The sequence below is a fragment of the Wolbachia endosymbiont of Zygogramma bicolorata genome (assembly GCF_051130665.1).
In the GTDB taxonomy this organism is placed as follows: domain Bacteria; phylum Pseudomonadota; class Alphaproteobacteria; order Rickettsiales; family Anaplasmataceae; genus Wolbachia.
The window spans coordinates 384,523-402,881 of the sequence record NZ_CP149530.1 but is presented as its reverse complement, the minus strand read 5'-3'; the positions used below and the strand labels follow the sequence as shown (position 1 = coordinate 402,881).

At 35.7% G+C, this 18,359-nt stretch carries 21 protein-coding genes; 10 read left to right on the top strand and 11 right to left on the bottom strand.

Going from position 1 to position 18,359, the window contains the following annotated elements; translation table 11 throughout:
* Positions 1–14: 14 nt before the first annotated feature.
* The 4 genes from WKH12_RS01845 to WKH12_RS01830 all read left to right on the top strand — a co-directional run bounded on the left by WKH12_RS01845 (position 15) and on the right by WKH12_RS01830 (position 3,034).
* On the top strand, positions 15–494 hold the full coding sequence (locus tag WKH12_RS01845) for a helix-turn-helix domain-containing protein (RefSeq protein WP_341822923.1): 480 nt from the start codon (positions 15–17) through the stop codon (positions 492–494).
* Positions 424–957: an IS630 family transposase gene (locus tag WKH12_RS01840; protein ID WP_434732680.1), complete on the top strand. Its 534-nt coding sequence runs from the start codon at positions 424–426 to the stop codon at positions 955–957. Before WKH12_RS01845 ends, WKH12_RS01840 begins: the two co-directional genes overlap by 71 nt.
* Before the next feature lie 78 nt (positions 958–1,035).
* Positions 1,036–2,391 carry an IS66 family transposase gene (gene tnpC, locus WKH12_RS01835; protein WP_434732010.1) on the top strand — a complete coding sequence of 452 codons (1,356 nt, stop codon included), beginning with the start codon at positions 1,036–1,038 and terminating at the stop codon, positions 2,389–2,391.
* 61 nt (positions 2,392–2,452) lie between these two features.
* Positions 2,453–3,034 (top strand): AAA family ATPase, encoded by a 582-nt coding sequence (locus tag WKH12_RS01830; RefSeq protein ID WP_434732679.1) that lies wholly within the window; start codon positions 2,453–2,455, stop codon positions 3,032–3,034.
* Here the strand turns inward: WKH12_RS01830 and tsaB are convergent.
* The 3 genes from tsaB to WKH12_RS01815 all read right to left on the bottom strand — a co-directional run bounded on the left by tsaB (position 3,029) and on the right by WKH12_RS01815 (position 6,014).
* The gene (tsaB, locus tag WKH12_RS01825) at positions 3,029–3,631 is read right to left on the bottom strand and encodes a tRNA (adenosine(37)-N6)-threonylcarbamoyltransferase complex dimerization subunit type 1 TsaB (RefSeq protein ID WP_264688015.1); all 603 of its coding nucleotides are present in this window, start codon (positions 3,629–3,631) and stop codon (positions 3,029–3,031) included. The genes WKH12_RS01830 and tsaB overlap by 6 nt on opposite strands.
* Positions 3,631–4,761, bottom strand: a complete 1,131-nt coding sequence (locus WKH12_RS01820) for a cation:dicarboxylate symporter family transporter (protein ID WP_341822669.1) — start codon at positions 4,759–4,761, stop codon at positions 3,631–3,633. The genes tsaB and WKH12_RS01820 overlap by 1 nt, the downstream gene beginning before the upstream one ends.
* Before the next feature lie 263 nt (positions 4,762–5,024).
* Complete coding sequence (locus tag WKH12_RS01815; protein ID WP_434732494.1) at positions 5,025–6,014, bottom strand: ribonucleotide-diphosphate reductase subunit beta; 990 nt, start codon at positions 6,012–6,014, stop codon at positions 5,025–5,027.
* Between the two features lie 130 nt (positions 6,015–6,144).
* Between WKH12_RS01815 and WKH12_RS01810 the strand changes: the two genes are divergently transcribed.
* Positions 6,145–6,483 carry an outer membrane protein assembly factor BamE gene (locus WKH12_RS01810; protein ID WP_264735363.1) on the top strand — a complete coding sequence of 113 codons (339 nt, stop codon included), beginning with the start codon at positions 6,145–6,147 and terminating at the stop codon, positions 6,481–6,483.
* Positions 6,484–6,614: 131 nt separating this feature from the next.
* On the opposite strand, the gene WKH12_RS01805 is transcribed toward WKH12_RS01810, so the two are convergent.
* Positions 6,615–6,797: a hypothetical protein gene (locus tag WKH12_RS01805; RefSeq protein WP_434732493.1), complete on the bottom strand. Its 183-nt coding sequence runs from the start codon at positions 6,795–6,797 to the stop codon at positions 6,615–6,617.
* Between the two features lie 70 nt (positions 6,798–6,867).
* On the opposite strand from WKH12_RS01805, the gene tnpC (WKH12_RS01800) reads away from it, so the two are divergent.
* Positions 6,868–8,082 carry an IS66 family transposase gene (gene tnpC / locus WKH12_RS01800; RefSeq protein WP_434732026.1) on the top strand — a complete coding sequence of 405 codons (1,215 nt, stop codon included), beginning with the start codon at positions 6,868–6,870 and terminating at the stop codon, positions 8,080–8,082.
* Positions 8,051–8,215, top strand: a complete 165-nt coding sequence (locus WKH12_RS01795; RefSeq protein ID WP_434732025.1) for a hypothetical protein — start codon at positions 8,051–8,053, stop codon at positions 8,213–8,215. Before tnpC (WKH12_RS01800) ends, WKH12_RS01795 begins: the two co-directional genes overlap by 32 nt.
* Before the next feature lie 867 nt (positions 8,216–9,082).
* On the opposite strand, the gene WKH12_RS01790 is transcribed toward WKH12_RS01795, so the two are convergent.
* Positions 9,083–10,060, bottom strand: a complete 978-nt coding sequence (locus WKH12_RS01790; RefSeq protein WP_434732492.1) for a quinone oxidoreductase family protein — start codon at positions 10,058–10,060, stop codon at positions 9,083–9,085.
* Between the two features lie 147 nt (positions 10,061–10,207).
* Between WKH12_RS01790 and WKH12_RS01785 the strand changes: the two genes are divergently transcribed.
* On the top strand, positions 10,208–10,933 hold the full coding sequence (locus tag WKH12_RS01785; RefSeq protein ID WP_434732491.1) for an ankyrin repeat domain-containing protein: 726 nt from the start codon (positions 10,208–10,210) through the stop codon (positions 10,931–10,933).
* 277 nt (positions 10,934–11,210) lie between these two features.
* On the opposite strand, the gene WKH12_RS01780 is transcribed toward WKH12_RS01785, so the two are convergent.
* The 3 genes from WKH12_RS01780 to rlmB all read right to left on the bottom strand — a co-directional run bounded on the left by WKH12_RS01780 (position 11,211) and on the right by rlmB (position 13,315).
* Positions 11,211–11,747 (bottom strand): cytochrome c oxidase assembly protein, encoded by a 537-nt coding sequence (locus WKH12_RS01780; RefSeq protein ID WP_253307274.1) that lies wholly within the window; start codon positions 11,745–11,747, stop codon positions 11,211–11,213.
* The gene (locus WKH12_RS01775) at positions 11,748–12,470 is read right to left on the bottom strand and encodes a Bax inhibitor-1/YccA family protein (RefSeq protein ID WP_434732490.1); all 723 of its coding nucleotides are present in this window, start codon (positions 12,468–12,470) and stop codon (positions 11,748–11,750) included.
* Positions 12,471–12,550: 80 nt separating this feature from the next.
* Complete coding sequence (rlmB, locus tag WKH12_RS01770) at positions 12,551–13,315, bottom strand: 23S rRNA (guanosine(2251)-2'-O)-methyltransferase RlmB (RefSeq protein ID WP_264731958.1); 765 nt, start codon at positions 13,313–13,315, stop codon at positions 12,551–12,553.
* A 92-nt stretch (positions 13,316–13,407) separates the two neighbouring features.
* Between rlmB and WKH12_RS01765 the strand changes: the two genes are divergently transcribed.
* Positions 13,408–13,902, top strand: coding sequence for a Smr/MutS family protein (locus WKH12_RS01765; RefSeq protein WP_264688028.1), 495 nt, complete (start codon positions 13,408–13,410; stop codon positions 13,900–13,902).
* 525 nt (positions 13,903–14,427) lie between these two features.
* Positions 14,428–15,442, top strand: a protein-coding gene (locus WKH12_RS01760; RefSeq protein WP_434732009.1) for an IS630 family transposase whose coding sequence is annotated in 2 segments (ribosomal slippage) — positions 14,428–14,892 and positions 14,894–15,442 — 1,014 coding nt in all. Because the reading frame shifts where the segments join, the coding sequence is not laid out codon by codon here.
* A 515-nt stretch (positions 15,443–15,957) separates the two neighbouring features.
* Here the strand turns inward: WKH12_RS01760 and WKH12_RS01755 are convergent.
* From WKH12_RS01755 to rpmF, 3 genes are read right to left on the bottom strand one after another with little or no spacing between them, the layout of a single operon-like run.
* Positions 15,958–16,914 carry a beta-ketoacyl-ACP synthase III gene (locus WKH12_RS01755; RefSeq protein WP_434732489.1) on the bottom strand — a complete coding sequence of 319 codons (957 nt, stop codon included), beginning with the start codon at positions 16,912–16,914 and terminating at the stop codon, positions 15,958–15,960.
* Positions 16,907–17,944: a phosphate acyltransferase PlsX gene (plsX, locus tag WKH12_RS01750; protein ID WP_253310008.1), complete on the bottom strand. Its 1,038-nt coding sequence runs from the start codon at positions 17,942–17,944 to the stop codon at positions 16,907–16,909. The genes WKH12_RS01755 and plsX overlap by 8 nt, the downstream gene beginning before the upstream one ends.
* Before the next feature lie 10 nt (positions 17,945–17,954).
* On the bottom strand, positions 17,955–18,137 hold the full coding sequence (gene rpmF / locus WKH12_RS01745) for a 50S ribosomal protein L32 (RefSeq protein WP_434732488.1): 183 nt from the start codon (positions 18,135–18,137) through the stop codon (positions 17,955–17,957).
* Positions 18,138–18,359: the final 222 nt, after the last annotated feature.

Sequence of the window (18,359 nt, the reverse complement as noted above, 5' to 3'; positions counted from 1 at the left end):
ATTAGTGGGGAGTTATGGCAGGAAAAAGTAAAGCAATAGGAGAAGAATTATATAATAAGTGTAACCTGGAATTAAAGAAGCACGGCATAAGAGGAGAGATAGGAAGAAGATTACAGGCAATAATATCTGCAAAAGAATATGGAATAACAAAAGTTGCTCAAATATACCGAATTACTAGAACTACATTGATGAAGTGGATTACAAGATTTAAGGAAGGAGGAGTCAATGCGTTTAAAATACAACCAGGACGTGGAGTAAAGCCGAAGTTGAGCTACAAGCAGCAAGAAGAAATTAAAAATGTCATAGCAGAAGAAGGAGCCAACCTAACGGCTAAGAAATTAAAAATCATAATTGAGAAAATGTTTTCTATTGAGGTAAGTAAGTCTACAGCACATAGACTGATGCAAAAGTTAGGTTTTTCGTATATTACTCCAAGGCCTGTGCACAATAAACAGGATAAAAATAAACAAGAAGAGTTTAAAAAAAAATCTTAATGAAACTATTGTCACGTATCCCGAAAAAGAGCTATTTTTCTTCGATGAGTCGCGGTTTGGCACACATTCAAAGATTGGACACGGGTGGTTTAAAAAAGGCATTAGGACACAGGTTAAGGTAAAATTAGGTAGGCAAAACTTTTATCTCTATAGTGCAGTTAATCCTAGAAATCGAGAGAGTTCTAGCTTATTCGTACCAAACGTCAATACTGATTGTATGAATATATTCCTTGAGCAGATGTCACAATATTTAGGAACAAGGGAGGCATTTCTTGTTGTGGATTGTGCAGGATGGCATAGATCCAAAGGTTTAAAAATACCACAAAATATTACCTTAATCTATTTACCTCCATATTCACCAGAGTTAAATCCAGTAGAGCGTTTATGGCAATATTTGAAAGACAATCTCATTAAAAATAGAATATATGACTCTGTTAGTTTATTGAAGGATACTGTATGGTAACCGTTCACGGAGATAAGGTGGTTTACAAAGTAAGTATAAAAGTGTAAAGAGATAGGAAGCTAAATATGGAATGGGTAAATGACAACAGTGCTGCAAGAAAAGGTTGTAGCAGAAAACGCTAATCTCAAGGAAGAAATAAAAGCACTGATCAGAGAAAATGATAGCTTGAAAGCAAAAATAGTTGAATTAGAAGACAAATTGGGCTTAAATTCGCAAAATTCATCGCTGCCACCATCACGAGATATATATCGTAAGAAAGCAAAAAAGAAAAGTGATAAAAAACCAGGAGGTCAGCCAGGACATAAGGTGCATAAGCGTGAATTAATGGCTGCAGACGAGGTAGTGAGATGCACAATTGATACAATTTGTATGTGTGGAGGTAAGATTACTTTAGAAGATGAAATTATTCATCAGAAGGCAGAGTTGCCAGAAATTAAGCCAATTGTAACTGAGTACAGGTTGCAAAGAGGACATTGTAGAGTATGTAATAAAAGAATTACAGCAAATTTACCCGAAGGTGTTGCAAGAGATTTTCTAGGACCCAATGCTAAAACAGTTATAAGCAGCCTTAGCGGCTTTTTTATTAACTCAAAAAGAGAGGTACAGCAAATTTTGGGCAGTATTTTTAATCTAAATATAAGCCTTGGTTTAGTCTCAAATACTGAACGCAGGGTATCGAAGAAGTGTGCATCTGAATATGAGAAAATGAAGGAAGAGTTGCAAGGAAGCGAGTATTTGCATATAGACGAAACAGGGCACAGAAATCAAGGAAAGAGAGGCTGGAGTTGGGTAATAACAAACAAAGCGTTGACACTTCTGAAGGTAAGCGAGTCTCGTGGTAAGAAGGTGTTGAAGAGTTTACTGCCAGAATATGATGGTATATTTGTGAGCGATAGATACGCTGTATACAATTACTTCAATCGTGAAAATAGACAGATATGTTGGGCACATCTGGCAAGAGATTTTGAGAGATTTGCCCATAGTAAAAATGTTGAAGTGAGCAAAATTGGCCAAGCACTAAAATCGCTCAGCAATAAGGTGTTTGTAGTAGATAAGGCAAAAAAACAAAATTTGATAGATAATTTGAGATTTTATCGACTGGTGCGAAAAATTCGGAAAAGGGTAAAACATTTTTTACGTAAAATGACGAGGGTTGCAAATAGCACTCAAGCTTCAAGAATGGCCGCTAAGATGTTACGATCTGAGGATATGATGTGGAAGTTTTTAAGAAAACCTGAAGTGATAGAAACAACTAATAACCTTGCAGAACGGCAAATTAGACGGTACGTAATTTATCGTAAAAACAGCTTTTTCACCTGGTCAGAACGTGGAGAAAGATTCGTGGAAAGAATGTTGTCGATATTTTTGACATCACGTCTCAATGGCCAGAACCCCTTTCAAAAGCTACAGAATCTAGTAGCTGTCACTGCTTAGTTCTTTAATTCATTCTCACAATCCGTGAACGGTTACAAAAAAACAGCCAGCAGGATTTTTCATATATCTCTCTGGTCTTTCAGGAAGTGGTAAACTTTCCACAGCAATAGAATTGTCCAATATGATAGACGCATTAATTGTAAATAGTAAGTTCTATAACAATGTTCAAGTTTGCTCTATATACAATGGTGTCTTTGAACGTGATCAAATACCTAAAGAAGTTCAAGATAGAATATATGACATTATGCAAATTATGCTTCAGGTAATAGAAAATTATCCGATTCACTCAAAAAATTACATATTTATTGATGAGTTGATGGAAAATAATGACCAGAACATGAGGATGTATGATTCAATAGTAAGGCTTAGTAAAAAAATGAACACAGAAATCCTTCCTGTGGTACTTAGGTGTGATCTACCGACATTACAAAAGCGTATTGCATTAAAAAGGCAAAGAAAAAATAGGAAGGTGACTAATGTAAATAGCATGATAGATCAATTTAGGATTAACAATTTATTTATACCACCGAGTGCCATAGAGATAGAAAATTCAGATATGAGTATAAAAGAAGTAGCTCAAGAGATAGTAAACCAGATGCACAGGCTTAGCCACATTGTATGTACGCGAAAGAATAGTCTATAATGATTTCATATACTGAGGCTCATTTAAATATAGAGCCTCAACTTCATTTAATTTTTGCTTGTTCTTCAGTCTATAATGAACCAATAGTCCTGCATGGCTAGCATTTAAATTGCAATCCATATGTGTAATGCAGTCACTGCTTGTAGCGTGACACTTGGATCCAGGTTCACGTGCTGCAGTTGGACCAGATAGCGGCAATAAATTGAAATCAAATAACTGCGTATAAAACCCTTGAGCATTTTTGATTATAGCTCTGATATTTTTTTTGCTATTCGTACAAAGCAAAGATATTGTGTAAGCTTGAACTTCCAGCGCATTAACTCCGTATAATGGCTTATTTGTAGCAAGATTTATACCTTGTGCTGCTGATATACCAACTCTAATTCCAGTGAAACTTCCTGGTCCAACTACTACCGCTAAATGATCTATTTTATCATAATTATAATTGTGCTTATCAAACAAAGTATTCAGAATTTGAAAAAATGATTCTACATGATTGTTGCTGGCGGAATTGCGCTCTACAAAACAATTACCATCATAATCAACTATTGCTATTGAACTACCAGTACCTACAGTATCAATCGCTAAAATAGACATTACTTAAGCTTATCATAGAGTTTTGTAAACATCATAGTAAAGGCACCATTACCCATAACATTTGCTGAAGTGATTATTGGATCAAACACTATATACAAGGCTGTGATTAACGAAAGCATTTCTGGAGAAAATTTGAGGTATTTCTCAAGAATAGGTAGCATTACCATAATTCCTCCTGCCGGCACTGCAACGATAGCAAACTTAAATAACAAAAAATAGAGAAGAAAAGTTACATAGTCCGTTGTGGACAATAAATAACCAGAAGTAATTACCATTGATAATATTATAACAAAAAAGCAATCACCTACTAAATGGAAGCTAGCAGTTATTGGTATAACAGACGATGCTATATCAGGTTGCTTTACATTTTTTTTGCTTCCTTCAAGAGTAAGCGGCATAGTTGCATTACTAGACATTGTGCTCATCGCAGTAATAAATGCCGGTATCATATTGCTTATACTAGCTATCCAGCTTGTGATCTTGAATGAATTTGCTGCTCCATATAAGAGGAAAACATAAAGGTAGGTTGCAGATGCTATAATAATAAAAATTATTGAGTAATCCTTAAATATTATAGATAAAACTTGATCATGCTGCATTTTTAAAGCAAGCCCAAGTACAAATATTGGAATAATCGGCGTCAAAAACGTCCTCAAAATAAAGAGAGTTAAATCTAACATTTTGTTCGAAAGCTCTTTGCTTTTCTTAGGTAGCAGTATAGACACTACTATGCTGGACACAAATCCACAAGCAAGAGCATGAAAGTTAGAAAGGAGTAGCGGAAGCCTAAACGACCATAAAGGAACAATTGTTTCTTCATACGTTATATCTTGTATTGAATAAGTGTTTTGTATGATAAAATGCCCAACAGAATAAGCTATTAAACTTGAAGCCAGATTCGATAAGAAGATCATTATAATAAGTAACAATATAAACTTTATAGCTGACTGCTTAAGATTGTTAACACTGCTAAAGATTAACGCAAAAATAATAAAAGGCATTATAAATAGCAAAACCTCTTTTATACTCAGGCTCGTTGAGTACAAGAAGGTTTTTGCTTCCATTGGAACTAAATGACCAAAGAATGCAACTGAAGTGATGACCGTGAGTAAGATTAATAGTTGTAGCACGTTCTTATATACCAATGTCCTATGGACATATATATGGTAAGTTGGTTGTTAAGTAAAGCAAAACTGCCTATTGCTACGAAACATTATGAAAGACAAGCAGCTTTTGTTACTCCCGCGCGTACTGCATGAATATTATCTATTAGATCCCAGTGCCTTGACTACTTCGATCCAGGGAAATTGATTATGCACTATACAACATTCTCGATCAAAAAACTGATTCCAGTGTCAGCTACTTGCATGACAAAGAAGAGTGAAATTAGCACTCACCTATTATTCGTGTCGTTTTCAGTAAAAGCCTCCTCCCATGTGCCTTGAGTTGCTGCACGACTATACTCTGTTACTCTATTTTCAAAGAAATTCGTATGTTCAACGCCATTTAGTATTTCATCGAGCCATGGAATAGGATTATCATTGACATCATATATGGACTCAAGACCTAATTGCATTAACCGTCTGTTTGCTACGTAGCGTATGTAATTGCGCACTTCTTCTGCGGATAGTCCTTCAACATCTCCTAAATCAAAGGCAAGCTTTATGAATTCGTCCTCAAGCTCAACAATAGTGCGGCATGCAGAATATAATTCCTCTTTAAACTCGTTGTCCCAAATTTCATTATTCTCTTTAATAAATGTATTAAATAACATAATAATTGAATTGGTGTGCAAAGTTTCATCACGGGCTGACCAGGCGATTATCTGCCCCATGCCTTTCATTTTTCCAAAGCGTTGGAAATTGAGCAAAATTGCAAACGATGCGAATAACTGCAACCCCTCGGTAAATGCACCAAACACTGCTAGAGTTTTAGCTACATGTTTTTTATCGTGTTTTTTGCTTTCCTCAAATTCCAGCATGTATTCATATTTCTTTCTCATAGCATCATACTTTAAAAATGCTTGATACTCGCTTTCTGGCATGCCAATTGTGTCTAAAAGATAAGAATAAGCTGCAATGTGTATGGTTTCCATATTGGAAAAACTTGCAAGCATCATGCATATCTCTGTTGGCTTAAATATATTTGAATAATGCCTCATATAGCAGTTATTTACTTCAATGTCCGCTTGAGTAAAGAATCTAAAAATCTGAGTTAGTAGATTTTTTTCTACACTTGAAAGTTTAGTTTTCCAATCCTTCACGTCATCAGCAAGCGGAACTTCCTCAGGTATCCAATGGATTCTTTGTTGCTGCAGCCACGCATCATACGCCCAAGGGTAATTAAAAGGTTTGTATATTGGATCTGCTTCTAACAATGACATAAGACACCTATTATTTTCTAAAGTAAATATTATATTAAGTGATATTGAGAATCAGTCAATTTAACTTTTTGAAATTTGACGGCAGGTAATTTATTAGTGTATTATAGCTTCAAGTAATTTATCAACAGAAATGCGAGTATTAATATCTTTTATTTTATTATTTACAGTGAGCTGCACACACACTATTCACAACCACGGAGCTCCTGGCATTAGTGTTGAATTGTGGAGCAAGATAAAAGCAGGTGACGATAAAGAAAAAGTGGTTCACACTTTAGGATCACCAACATTAGTATCAAAGTTCGATGACAATGTTTGGTACTATGTCTCATATAAAATTAAACAAGCTAACTTCTTAGGAAAAAGGAAGTATAGCAGTAAGTCTCTGCAAATTTCATTCGATCAGAACGGTAAAGTTGCAGATACAAAAGAAACTGACATCTTAGAGAGATCTTTGGCTGTTCCTGATTGAAAATCTGCTGACTACAGAGTTTTTCCCGCCCTTCTTTGTCATCCAAGAACCGTATTACGTCATCCCAGTGCCCAGACACTGGGATCTATTTTTTTGTAACCGTTCACGGATTGTGAGAATGAATTAAAGAACTAAGCAGTGACAGCTACTAGATTCTGTAGCTTTTGAAAGGGGTTCTGGCCATTTAGACGTGATGTCAAAAATATCGACAACATTCTTTCCACGAATCTTTCTCCGTAACCGTTCACGGATTGTGAGAATGAATAAAGAACTAAGCAGTCGTAACTTTTGGAAGGGATTTTGTAACCGTTCACAGAGATAAGGTGGTTTACAAAGTAAGTATAAAAGTGTAAAGAGATAGGAAGCTAAATATGGAATGGGTAAATGACAACAGTGCTGCAAGAAAAGGTTGTAGCAGAAAACGCTAATCTCAAGGAAGAAATAAAAGCACTGATCAGAGAAAATGATAGCTTGAAAGCAAAAATAGTTGAATTAGAAGACAAATTGGGCTTAAATTCGCAAAATTCATCGCTGCCACCATCACGAGATATATATCGTAAGAAAGCAAAAAAGAAAAGTGATAAAAAACCAGGAGGTCAGCCAGGACATAAGGTGCATAAGCGTGAATTAATGGCTGCAGACGAGGTAGTGAGATGCACAATTGATACAATTTGTATGTGTGGAGGTAAGATTACTTTAGAAGATGAAATTATTCATCAGAAGGCAGAGTTGCCAGAAATTAAGCCAATTGTAACTGAGTACAGGTTGCAAAGAGGACATTGTAGAGTATGTAATAAAAGAATTACAGCAAATTTACCCGAAGGTGTTGCAAGAGATTTTCTAGGACCCAATGCTAAAACAGTTATAAGCAGCCTTAGCGGCTTTTTTATTAACTCAAAAAGAGAGGTACAGCAAATTTTGGGCAGTATTTTTAATCTAAATATAAGCCTTGGTTTAGTCTCAAATACTGAACGCAGGGTATCGAAGAAGTGTGCATCTGAATATGAGAAAATGAAGGAAGAGTTGCAAGGAAGCGAGTATTTGCATATAGACGAAACAGGGCACAGAAATCAAGGAAAGAGAGGCTGGAGTTGGGTAATAACAAACAAAGCGTTGACACTTCTGAAGGTAAGCGAGTCTCGTGGTAAGAAGGTGTTGAAGAGTTTACTGCCAGAATATGATGGTATATTTGTGAGCGATAGATACGCTGTATACAATTACTTCAATCGTGAAAATAGACAGATATGTTGGGCACATCTGGCAAGAGATTTTGAGAGATTTGCCCATAGTAAAAATGTTGAAGTGAGCAAAATTGGCCAAGCACTAAAATCGCTCAGCAATAAGGTGTTTGTAGTAGATAAGGCAAAAAAACAAAATTTGATAGATAATTTGAGATTTTATCGACTGGTGGGAAAAATTCGGAAAAGGGTAAAACATTTTTTACGTAAAATGACGAGGGTTGCAAATAGCACTCAAGCTTCAAGAATGGCCGCTAAGATGTTACGATCTGAGGATATGATGTGGAAGTTTTTAAGAAAACCTGAAGTGATAGAAACAACTAATAACCTTGCAGAACGGCAAATTAGACGGCTATCGTAAAAACAGCTTTTTCACCTGGTCAGAACGTGGAGAAAGATTCGTGGAAAGAATGTTGTCGATATTTTTGACATCACGTCTAAATGGCCAGAACCCCTTTCAAAAGCTACAGAATCTAGTAGCTGTCACTGCTTAGTTCTTTAATTCATTCTCACAATCCGTGAACGGTTACGTTTCTTTTGCCTTTTTTTCTGCTTAGTAAATTTCTTAAACATTTGAGATAAGGTGAGTTGCATTTAAAAGCAGCCAAATTGCAGTGTTTAAGACTTAAAAAACGCCAATACTGAAAATAGATATTAACCGGGGCTTCTTTTGCCTTTTTTTTCGTTTGGTAAATTTCTTAACGTTTGTAGCTAAAGTAACTTAGGTTCACCGACAACCGTCATCCCGCTACTTGTTAGCGGGATCTATGCTAAGAGATACCGCGGCGGTATGACGTAGGACTGCTGTCATTCCGGTGCTCCTTTTTTGTCATCCCAGTGCGTGACACTGGGATCTAGCCTTTATTATTTGGTTGAAATTAAGTCTTCTGGATCCCAATGTCAGCTACTTTCATGACATCATCATAAAGTAAAATGAGATCCCAGTGTCACGCACTGGGATGACAGGAGAAGGTACTAGCCTGACAACCGTCATCCCGCTACTTGTTAGCGGGATCTATGCTAAGAGATACCGCGGCGGTATGACGATTCGTGGTAGTATGACGGTTCGCGGCGGCATGACGGTTCGCGGTGGCATGACGATAAGCTCGTCATCCCGCTACTTGTTAGCGGGATCTGGAGATACCGCAGTGGTATGACGTAGGAAAACCTAAGCTATACTTTTATAACCCAATCAAAATCCTGGATCCCGCTAACACGTAGCGGAATGATGGTTTTTCAAATCGTCGGTAAGCCTAAGTCAGTTTAGCTATATGCTTTTAATTCCCCCAAAAGGAGAATTAAATATGTGAAGTTCTAGTTGATATGATTTAATGAATGGTTAGTTTAAATTACTAATTTATTTAAGAGATTTTGATAATATTTAACCCACTCGCTTTTCTATTTTCCATATCGCGATGAGCTTGAATTATTTCACCAAATTTATATTTTTTATTGATCCGTACAGTTAAAAGTTTTTTTCTTATCATCTCGAAGATTTCCATTGTGGTAAGCACTAATGTGAATCTATCATGCTTATAATGGTATATTGAGGTTCCAGTTGCAAATAACGAACGTGAACTAAGTAAAGAAAAACTAATAGGAGCGTTACCTGATATCTGCCCATAGGAAACGTATATGCCGAACCTGCCTAAAGATTCAAAAGAAAGCTTGCTTGTAGCGTAACCTATAGGGTCATACACTGCACCTACTCCTCTGTTTTGCGTAATCTCCATAACTTTAGAAACGAAGTCTTTATCATTGTAGTTTATTGCGTATGTGCAGCCACTTTGTAAAGCTATCTTCATTTTTTCATCAGAGCTTACAGAACCTATCACTACACCTTTTTTATCCTTTGCCCATTGGCATATTATTTGTCCTAAACCACCATTAGCCCCATGAACTAGCACGAAAGCACCAGGCCTAACTTTATAAGATTGATTAACTAAATAGTGAGCTGTCATACCTTTAAACAGCACTGCAGCAGCAACTTCATCAGATATGTCATCTGGAATTTTTATCAGATATTTCTGGTGTATAACGCGCTTTTCACAATATGCCCCTGGAGGAGCTGTGCAATATCCAACTCTATCTCCAACCTTCAATCCATCACTGATTTTTTTACCAAGCTTTTCAATAACTCCCACTGCTTCCACTCCAAGCACTGATGGTAAATTTTTAATTTTGCGTGTACCTTTTCTGTGCTCTAAATCATAACGATTTAAGCCGATAGTTGTATGACGTATTAAAACTTCCTCGCCTTTTGGCTCACCTATATTCTTATCTACAAATTCTAATACTTCTGGTCCCCCAGTTTTTTTTATTTGTATAGCTCTAACCATGATGAATGTAAGATAAAAACTTTGATTATGTTATCTAATAATTAATATTTTGCAAAGTCATTGTTTCCACAATTAACAAGCTTGACTTTTTTATCAAATATCTCTATATTTTAAATAAGCTATTTAAGCAATTAGAGAGTATAAATTATGTTAGGTAGAAGAGATAGATATATTAATAGGTATATTGCTCTTTGTGAGATATTTAAGAAAATAAGCAATAATATAAAAACATATAATGTAATAGAGTTAATAAAAAGCAAGTTAGAAGAAGGCAAAGAGTATAGTCAAAGCTGCAGTGATTTATTTGAGTTATGGAAAGCTGGAAATTTTGCAATTGACCATGAATTTCGTGTGCAAAATGATGGCAAAGATCCAGATGCCAGAAAACTCTTAGATATAGCTATCAACTCTAAATACCTTAACGTGGCAGAAGCTTTAGTAAGAGCTGGAGCGGACATTAAGCCAAGAGATGAATTTACCTATCTACATGTAGCTTTTCTTATACCATCTCCAAACCTTTTTAAGACTCTCATGGAGAGAAAAATAATCATTACCTCTAATAGGCAAGCATGTGACATTTTAGAAGGTTTTACTAACTTTTCCCTCGATCAATCTTCACAAAATAAAGAGAATGCTGAAAGAGCTGAAAGTCAGATAAAATGTGCTAAGATGCTAATTAATCACATATTAAAGGAAAATCCCAACATAGAAATGTCAGATTCTGTAAAAAATAATAAGGAGTTGGCTAAGTATTGGAATGCTTGTGAAGCAAATAATAAAAGATGGGTATTGGTTGATTCAGCAACACCAAGCACTGAAACACAAGTAGTCAGTGCGCAAAAAGCAAATAAGAGCTCCTGCTCAATTCAATAGATCTGTTGCATAACTATTATTTGAATAACAACGCACTCCTTCTATAGCTAACACGTCATACCGCCGCGGTATCCCATAGATCCCGCTAACAAGTAGCGGGATGACGAGGTTTACCTTATCGGATTGTTTCAACACGTCATACCGCGATTCATTCGCGGTATCTCAAAGCATAGATCCCGCTAACGGGTAGCGGAATGACAGTTTTTCAAATTGTCGGTAAATCTAAGTCAGTTTAGCTATAGCTCACGCTGCTTGGGTGGACAATAGAAAAAGTTTGTTACTTAAGCTTAAAAAACGTGTATGATAGTGTTATTTCGCTCAAATCTTTTGTATTACTATCAAGCATTATCTCAGGATCTATATAGAAAGATACGGGCATAGCTGCTTTTTGTTTTGGTAGCAACATTTGCTCTTCAAAACAAAAGCATGCAACTTTATTGAAATACTTACCTGCTTTGAAAGGCGTAACGTTATATACTGCCATACCAAATGAAAGATGATCAGATAGATTTTTTGCGTAATAAAATGCTAAACTTTGTTCTCCTATGTTTACGTCAACGTAGTTAGTTTCTGATTTAAATTCCCAAGGTAGATCGGACATTATATCAGCATTGAAGTGGACCCTGATTTTTTGGTCAGTTGCACTTATTGTTGCATTAGTTACTTTTCTTGTTGTGCCACCATACCCGGTAGCTTTACAGAAAATGCTATATAATGGTACCGATGCATATGCAAGACATAGCATCAACACGACTAAAGATATTAAAAAGAAAACTATAGAATTCTTACTACCTTTCCTTAAAAAGGAAAACATCTAGTCCCTATTATTGAACAAGTTAAGTAACCTGAGTAGATTGAGAAATATGTTAATAAAGTTAAAATAAAGATCAGTTGCACCCAGTATTGCCAATTTAGTAGTAGCGACTTCTGAGCCATCATTATATCTATAATAAACGTCTTTGATTCTCTGAGCATCATATGCAGTCATTAAGGTAAAGACTATTACTGATATGAACGATATTGCAAAATAGAGAGGACTGCTTCTAAGGAATAAATTTACTATGAGTGCAATAAATAATCCCAAGACTCCCATAATCAAGAAAGAACCCATGCTAGTCAGATCTTTTTTTGTAGTATTGCCATACAAAGCCATAGAGCTGAACATAATTGATGTAATGAAGAACGCTCTTGTTATATTTTCTGCAGTGTAACGTACAAAAATATAAGATAAGAAAAGCCCCATTAACACTGAAAACATAAAAAACATAGCAATGGCGGACTGAGCACTTAGGTGCTGAATTCTATACTGCATGTATAACACCAATGCAAAAGGAGATAGCATTACCACGATTAACAAGACGGGATTAGAATGAATTACCTGAAAAAGACCAGAAAATACCGTTAGAAATGCAACAAGCCCTGTAACGCCCAAAGCTAAAGCCATGTAATTATATACTTTAGTTAGGTAACTTCTGAGCCCAGCGCTATAATAAACGCCCTGAGAGCGGATATCCTGTTCATTTCTCATGTAAGACATAAATATAACTCCTTTTGTCCATTATTTAACACATTATAATATAAAACCACATTTTTATCAAGTATTTTTATTATAAACAGTTATGCGCTGGCATTTGTTTTAATATAAATAGAATATAGGCCTATTGCTGCTGCATTTGAAACATTTAAACTGTTAATTGCATTTGACATTGGTATTTTTAAAAGATAATCACAATTTTCTTTAACTAACCTCCGCATTCCTTTCTCTTCAGAACCAAAAATAATTACTCTTTTTTTCTCAAAGCTCTTTATTTCATCTATATTTTCTTTAGCATTGCAATCAAACCCGTAACACCAGTAGCCGACCTTTTTTAAATACTGCATAGTTTTTACTATATTTGTAACGTATATTAGCGGAACAATATCCAATGCTCCACTTGCTGCTTTTGCAATAGATGCATTTTCGCCAGGTGAATGATTATGTGGTAAAACCAATGCGTTGACATTAAAACAAGCTGAAGTTCTTAAAATTGATCCAATATTGTGCGTGTCAGTGACTTGATCTAAAATGACTATAGTAGAGCTGTCGTTTGAGCTTTCAGCTACTTCTTCGATGCTTAAGTTACAAAGAATAGGGGCAACATTTAAAGCAATTCCTTGATGGTTAGCACCTTTAGATAAAACGTCATTAAGTATTTTGTTTTCTACTAATCGAACTTTAATGCCCTTACTATTTACACATTGCCTAATTTCTTTTTCATGTTCTCTATAGAAATTTTCTGTTACTAACAGTTCTATACACCGCCTATTTTTATTCTTCAGTGCTGACATGCAGGTGTGCTTTCCATACAGCCAAAAATTCTCATTAGTTTTTGACGATTTCATCGTATTATCGAAAATCTGATTTTTATAGAATAAGCAACATTTTACTATGTTTGGATATTGTTGTAAAATTATACAATTCGATTAATGCGTTTATGTCGGACGATGAGTTGGATTGGCAAAAAAATGTTAAGCCAATAGAATGTGGAAAAGTTACTTTGAAAGTTAATCATAAAGTAAATATAAAGTCTATGGTTGATAAAGGTACCTCCGACTTACAAAGGAATTTTCTTAATACCAATAATGGTAACTCATCATTTTGTCTTGACCAAAACACAAAATCAAAAGTTGATAGGGGTAAATATTTTATAAGCGATAAGCTCGATTTGCACGGCTATAGTATAGAGGATGCTTACTGTAAATTGATAGATTTTATTATCAAAAATTATCGAGCAGGAAATAGATGTTTATTGGTAATTACGGGATACGGCAGTGCAACAAATAAAACAGACACTATAAAGAATAACTTAAATAAGTGGTTAAATGATACTAAAATCCAGCATATGGTTCTATACTACCAGCAAGCTACGAAAAAACATGGTGGTAAAGGGGCTTTTTATGTTTTATTAAAAAGGCTTAGGCCCTATTAGCTGCTTAAGTTTCCTTTTAAGCCTTAATTTTTCTTATATAGCCATATAAAAACCAGTGTTCGGCAGCGCGTTACGCACAATTGTACAAACATTGTAGCCGTTATTCAAGTAGCCCGCAGAAACGAAAAAACTTCCTTGACAAACTCCGCCAGCCCCCTTATTATGACAATAAGGGTATTTATGACTCAAAACTTGTTTTTGACCTGCAGGCTCAATGACAAAATTCAGTAAAAAACTTAGGGTATTTTTTGGCGGATTACATAAAATTATAGCGGCTGCATGTCTTTTAAATTTTTTCTACATTCAGCCAAATCGCGCTTATTTTAAGCGTTAGCACATTATTACAGCGCCACTTACAGTAATATAGAGTCAAAACTCGCACCACGGGAGTTCTTTGCCTTTTTTTTCATTTGGTAAATTTCTTAATGTTTGTAGCTAAAGCAATTTGATACCAATTCCTAAAAATAAATAGAGGAATAAAGAAAAATTTCTAAAATAGAATAATTTAAGAATTAGTGGGGAGTTATGGCAGGAAAAAGTAAAGCAATAGGAGAAGAATTATATAATAAGTGTAACCTGGAATTAAAGAAGCACGGCATAAGAGGAGAGATAGGAAGAAGATTACAGGCAATAATATCTGCAAAAGAATATGGAATAACAAAAGTTGCTCAAATATACCGAATTACTAGAACTACATTGATGAAGTGGATTACAAGATTTAAGGAAGGAGGAGTCAATGCGTTTAAAATACAACCAGGACGTGGAGTAAAGCCGAAGTTGAGCTACAAGCAGCAAGAAGAAATTAAAAATGTCATAGCAGAAGAAGGAGCCAACCTAACGGCTAAGAAATTAAAAATCATAATTGAGAAAATGTTTTCTATTGAGGTAAGTAAGTCTACAGCACATAGACTGATGCAAAAGTTAGGTTTTTCGTATATTACTCCAAGGCCTGTGCACAATAAACAGGATAAAAATAAACAAGAAGAGTTTAAAAAAAAATCTTAATGAAACTATTGTCACGTATCCCGAAAAAGAGCTATTTTTCTTCGATGAGTCGCGGTTTGGCACACATTCAAAGATTGGACACGGGTGGTTTAAAAAAGGCATTAGGACACAGGTTAAGGTAAAATTAGGTAGGCAAAACTTTTATCTCTATAGTGCAGTTAATCCTAGAAATCGAGAGAGTTCTAGCTTATTCGTACCAAACGTCAATACTGATTGTATGAATATATTCCTTGAGCAGATGTCACAATATTTAGGAACAAGGGAGGCATTTCTTGTTGTGGATTGTGCAGGATGGCATAGATCCAAAGGTTTAAAAATACCACAAAATATTACCTTAATCTATTTACCTCCATATTCACCAGAGTTAAATCCAGTAGAGCGTTTATGGCAATATTTGAAAGACAATCTCATTAAAAATAGAATATATGACTCTGTTAGTTTATTGGAGGATACTGTATGTGCATTCATTCGTAATATTACGGAAAGTTCGATCAAAACCATTTGTTCTGTGAGTTATTTGCCTACTTATTTATGAGATTTGGTATGAGAGACCGAAAATGGTGTCATTCCAGCGCGTGACGCTGGAATCTAGTCTTTATTATGCAGCCACTTATTTAAAGTTAAGTTTTCTGGATCCAAGTAGTCAAGCTACTCGGATGACACCTTGACGATTTGAAGAATCGTCATCCTGCTACGTGTTAGCGGATGAGATACCGCGGCGGTATGACGTAGGGGTTGCCGAGAACTTGTCATTCCAGTCTGGAATCTAGTTCTTATTGTACATTTACTTGATGTAGAGTTAAGTTTCCTGGATCCAAGTAGTCAGGGCACTGGGATGACACCCTCCTGATGGGCCCAAATCACAATGTTCGTACAGTTGTGGGCGGTATGACAGCGTTAGCTATACTTTTATACTCACCAACTCAGCATCCAATCAAGTAGTCAAGCTACTTAGATCTGGTGGACTCAAATCACAATGTTCATACAGTTATGCTGTGCCCTATGGTGTGATGTTCTACGAGTTGGGTAACAGGAGGTAATGCAAGAAGTCTAATAGCGCAGCAACACGGAACCCCATGTGAGACCTGCACCTATTGCAATCAGCAGTACCAGATTTCCTGATTTTATTTTTGATTCTTGTATTGCATAGTCTAAGGCCAGTGGAATTGACGCTGCTGAGGTGTTTGCATGCTTATCAACGGTATTAATCACTTTCTCTATAGGAAAATCTAATTTCTTTACTACTGCTTCAATAATACGAATGTTTGCTTGATGGGGAATTAACCAGTCAATATCAGTGATTTTCAAATTATTGCATCTTAGTGTTTCCTCTACTGAGGCTGTTAACTTACCCACTGCATGTTTAAACACTTCTCTTCCATTCATACATATTTTTCCAGAATCATCAGTAGAGGATACCCCTCCGTTCGTACATAATATGTCCACATTGCCATCAGAGTGTAAGTTTGTTGATATGATGACGCTGCTACCCATTTCCGATTTTATTATCACTGCACCAGCACCATCACCAAAGAGTACACAAGTTGACCTATCTTCCCAGTCAACAATCCTAGACATTATTTCAGCACCAATAACGAGCGCATATTTAATTCTATTGTTAGATTTTATGAGCGAATCAGCAACTGTAACTGCATATATAAAACCAGAGCATGCTGCTTGTACATCAAAAGAAAATGCGTTTTTACATTTTAACTTACTTTGTACAATCGTTGCACAGCTAGGCAAAGTTTTATCAGGCGTTGTTGTTGCAACTATAATCAAGTCAATTTCATCTACTGAAATTTTAGCTTTTTCTATAGCACTTTTTGCTGCATTTACAGCTAGATCTGACGTTAATTCTCCTTCATCTGCTATATGCCTTTGAACTATTCCTGTTCTCTGCCTTATCCATTTATCGCTTGTCTCAACTATCGATGCAATTTCGTTGTTACTCAACGTTTTTCTTGGTAGATAAGATCCAGTGCTTAATATGAAACTTTTATTCAATATGACTTACCCCGTTAATTATCTTTTGATTTAAATTTTCACTAATTGCATTTACTGCAAATTTTATAGCATGGGCAAAAGAAATAGCATCAGAATTTCCATGACTTTTAATGATGATACCATTCAGCCCTAAAAACATAGCTCCACTTCTAATTTTGGGATTAAAACGCGTTAATGCTTTATTTAGTTTAGATTTTAACAATATACCAATAAGCATTTTCGCTATCCACGAGTTGAATACTTCCTGCTTTATTAGATTGATAAAAGTACTAGCGGTTGCCTCAGCTGTTTTGAGCATTACATTGCCAACAAAACCATCAGCAACAATCACATCTATATTACCCTCTAAAAATTCACTTGCCTCTATATACCCTTTGAAATTAATGCCTGGAGCGTTTTTAAGCAACTCAAAAGCGCCGCGCACTGAGTCATTACCTTTAACTTCTTCTGTACCGATATTTAGCAAAGCAACCTCAGGATTGTCAATTTTTAGCGCTACTTTTGCAAATATACTTCCCATTAATGCAAATTGGAATAACGAATCGGCATTACAATCGACATTTGCACCAAGGTCAAGCAAAGCGAAGCTTTTTGTCTTAGTTGGACAGATAGAGACAATAGCAGGACGATAAATATTTGGTAATGTTCCTAAAATAAATCTGGAAATTGCCATCAACGCCCCGGTGTTGCCTGAAGATACCACTCCGAAAGCTTTACCTTCTTTCACTGCAACAATTGCAGCTTTCATACTTGAGTCTTTACGATGTCTCAGCGCAAAAGATGGCTTATCATTTGCAAGGACATTGTCAGAACAATGAGTAAACTCAGAATTGTTACTTACTTTTTTATATTTCAAAAGCAAAGGAGATACTTTTTCCTTATCTCCATAAATATGAAAAAGAACTTTAATGCCTGGGTCAACAAGATTATCCAAAAAAAAACCAGCACCCTGAATTACGGAAAGAGGCGCAAAATCGCCCCCCATAGCGTCAAGTGCAATAACTATGTGATTATTGACCGTAGGTAACATACCATAATAGTCATTCTGCCTGTTGCTTAATGAAAACTCGTTTTCCTTTGTAACTGCCATCTACTGCTACATTGTGAGGCAACATGAATTCTCCAGTTGTTGAACATACCACAACATTCTTAGGCTCAATAGCATGATGAGAACGATGCATATTATGCCTTGACTTCGACTTTTTTCTTTTTGGAACTGCCAAAACTTCCTCCATTCTACTACAAAATTCAATTCATTAATAACATGTTTTTTACAAGAAGTAAACAGGGATAATAAAATAAGTAAGGTTTGCTTATGTAATTGAGTCCTATAGCTAAAGTGGCTTAGGTTTACCTACAATTTGAAAAACCGTCATTCCGCTACTAGTTAGCGCCGCGGCGGTATGACGTAGGGAAACCTTTCTTGGGTTAAGCTTTAAATTAAA

What these genes read in the sequence shown, in the direction of transcription:
- WKH12_RS01845 (WP_341822923.1), top strand. Translation starts at nt 15, where the DNA reads ATGGCAGGAAAAAGTAAAGCAATAGGAGAAGAATTATATAATAAGTGT.
- tnpC (WP_434732010.1), top strand. Translation starts at nt 1,036, where the DNA reads ATGACAACAGTGCTGCAAGAAAAGGTTGTAGCAGAAAACGCTAATCTC.
- tsaB (WP_264688015.1), bottom strand. Translation starts at nt 3,631, where the DNA reads ATGTCTATTTTAGCGATTGATACTGTAGGTACTGGTAGTTCAATAGCA.
- WKH12_RS01815 (WP_434732494.1), bottom strand. Translation starts at nt 6,014, where the DNA reads ATGTCATTGTTAGAAGCAGATCCAATATACAAACCTTTTAATTACCCT.
- WKH12_RS01810 (WP_264735363.1), top strand. Translation starts at nt 6,145, where the DNA reads ATGCGAGTATTAATATCTTTTATTTTATTATTTACAGTGAGCTGCACA.
- tnpC (WP_434732026.1), top strand. Translation starts at nt 6,868, where the DNA reads ATGACAACAGTGCTGCAAGAAAAGGTTGTAGCAGAAAACGCTAATCTC.
- WKH12_RS01790 (WP_434732492.1), bottom strand. Translation starts at nt 10,060, where the DNA reads ATGGTTAGAGCTATACAAATAAAAAAAACTGGGGGACCAGAAGTATTA.
- WKH12_RS01785 (WP_434732491.1), top strand. Translation starts at nt 10,208, where the DNA reads ATGTTAGGTAGAAGAGATAGATATATTAATAGGTATATTGCTCTTTGT.
- WKH12_RS01780 (WP_253307274.1), bottom strand. Translation starts at nt 11,747, where the DNA reads ATGTTTTCCTTTTTAAGGAAAGGTAGTAAGAATTCTATAGTTTTCTTT.
- WKH12_RS01775 (WP_434732490.1), bottom strand. Translation starts at nt 12,470, where the DNA reads ATGTCTTACATGAGAAATGAACAGGATATCCGCTCTCAGGGCGTTTAT.
- rlmB (WP_264731958.1), bottom strand. Translation starts at nt 13,315, where the DNA reads ATGAAATCGTCAAAAACTAATGAGAATTTTTGGCTGTATGGAAAGCAC.
- WKH12_RS01765 (WP_264688028.1), top strand. Translation starts at nt 13,408, where the DNA reads ATGTCGGACGATGAGTTGGATTGGCAAAAAAATGTTAAGCCAATAGAA.
- plsX (WP_253310008.1), bottom strand. Translation starts at nt 17,944, where the DNA reads ATGTTACCTACGGTCAATAATCACATAGTTATTGCACTTGACGCTATG.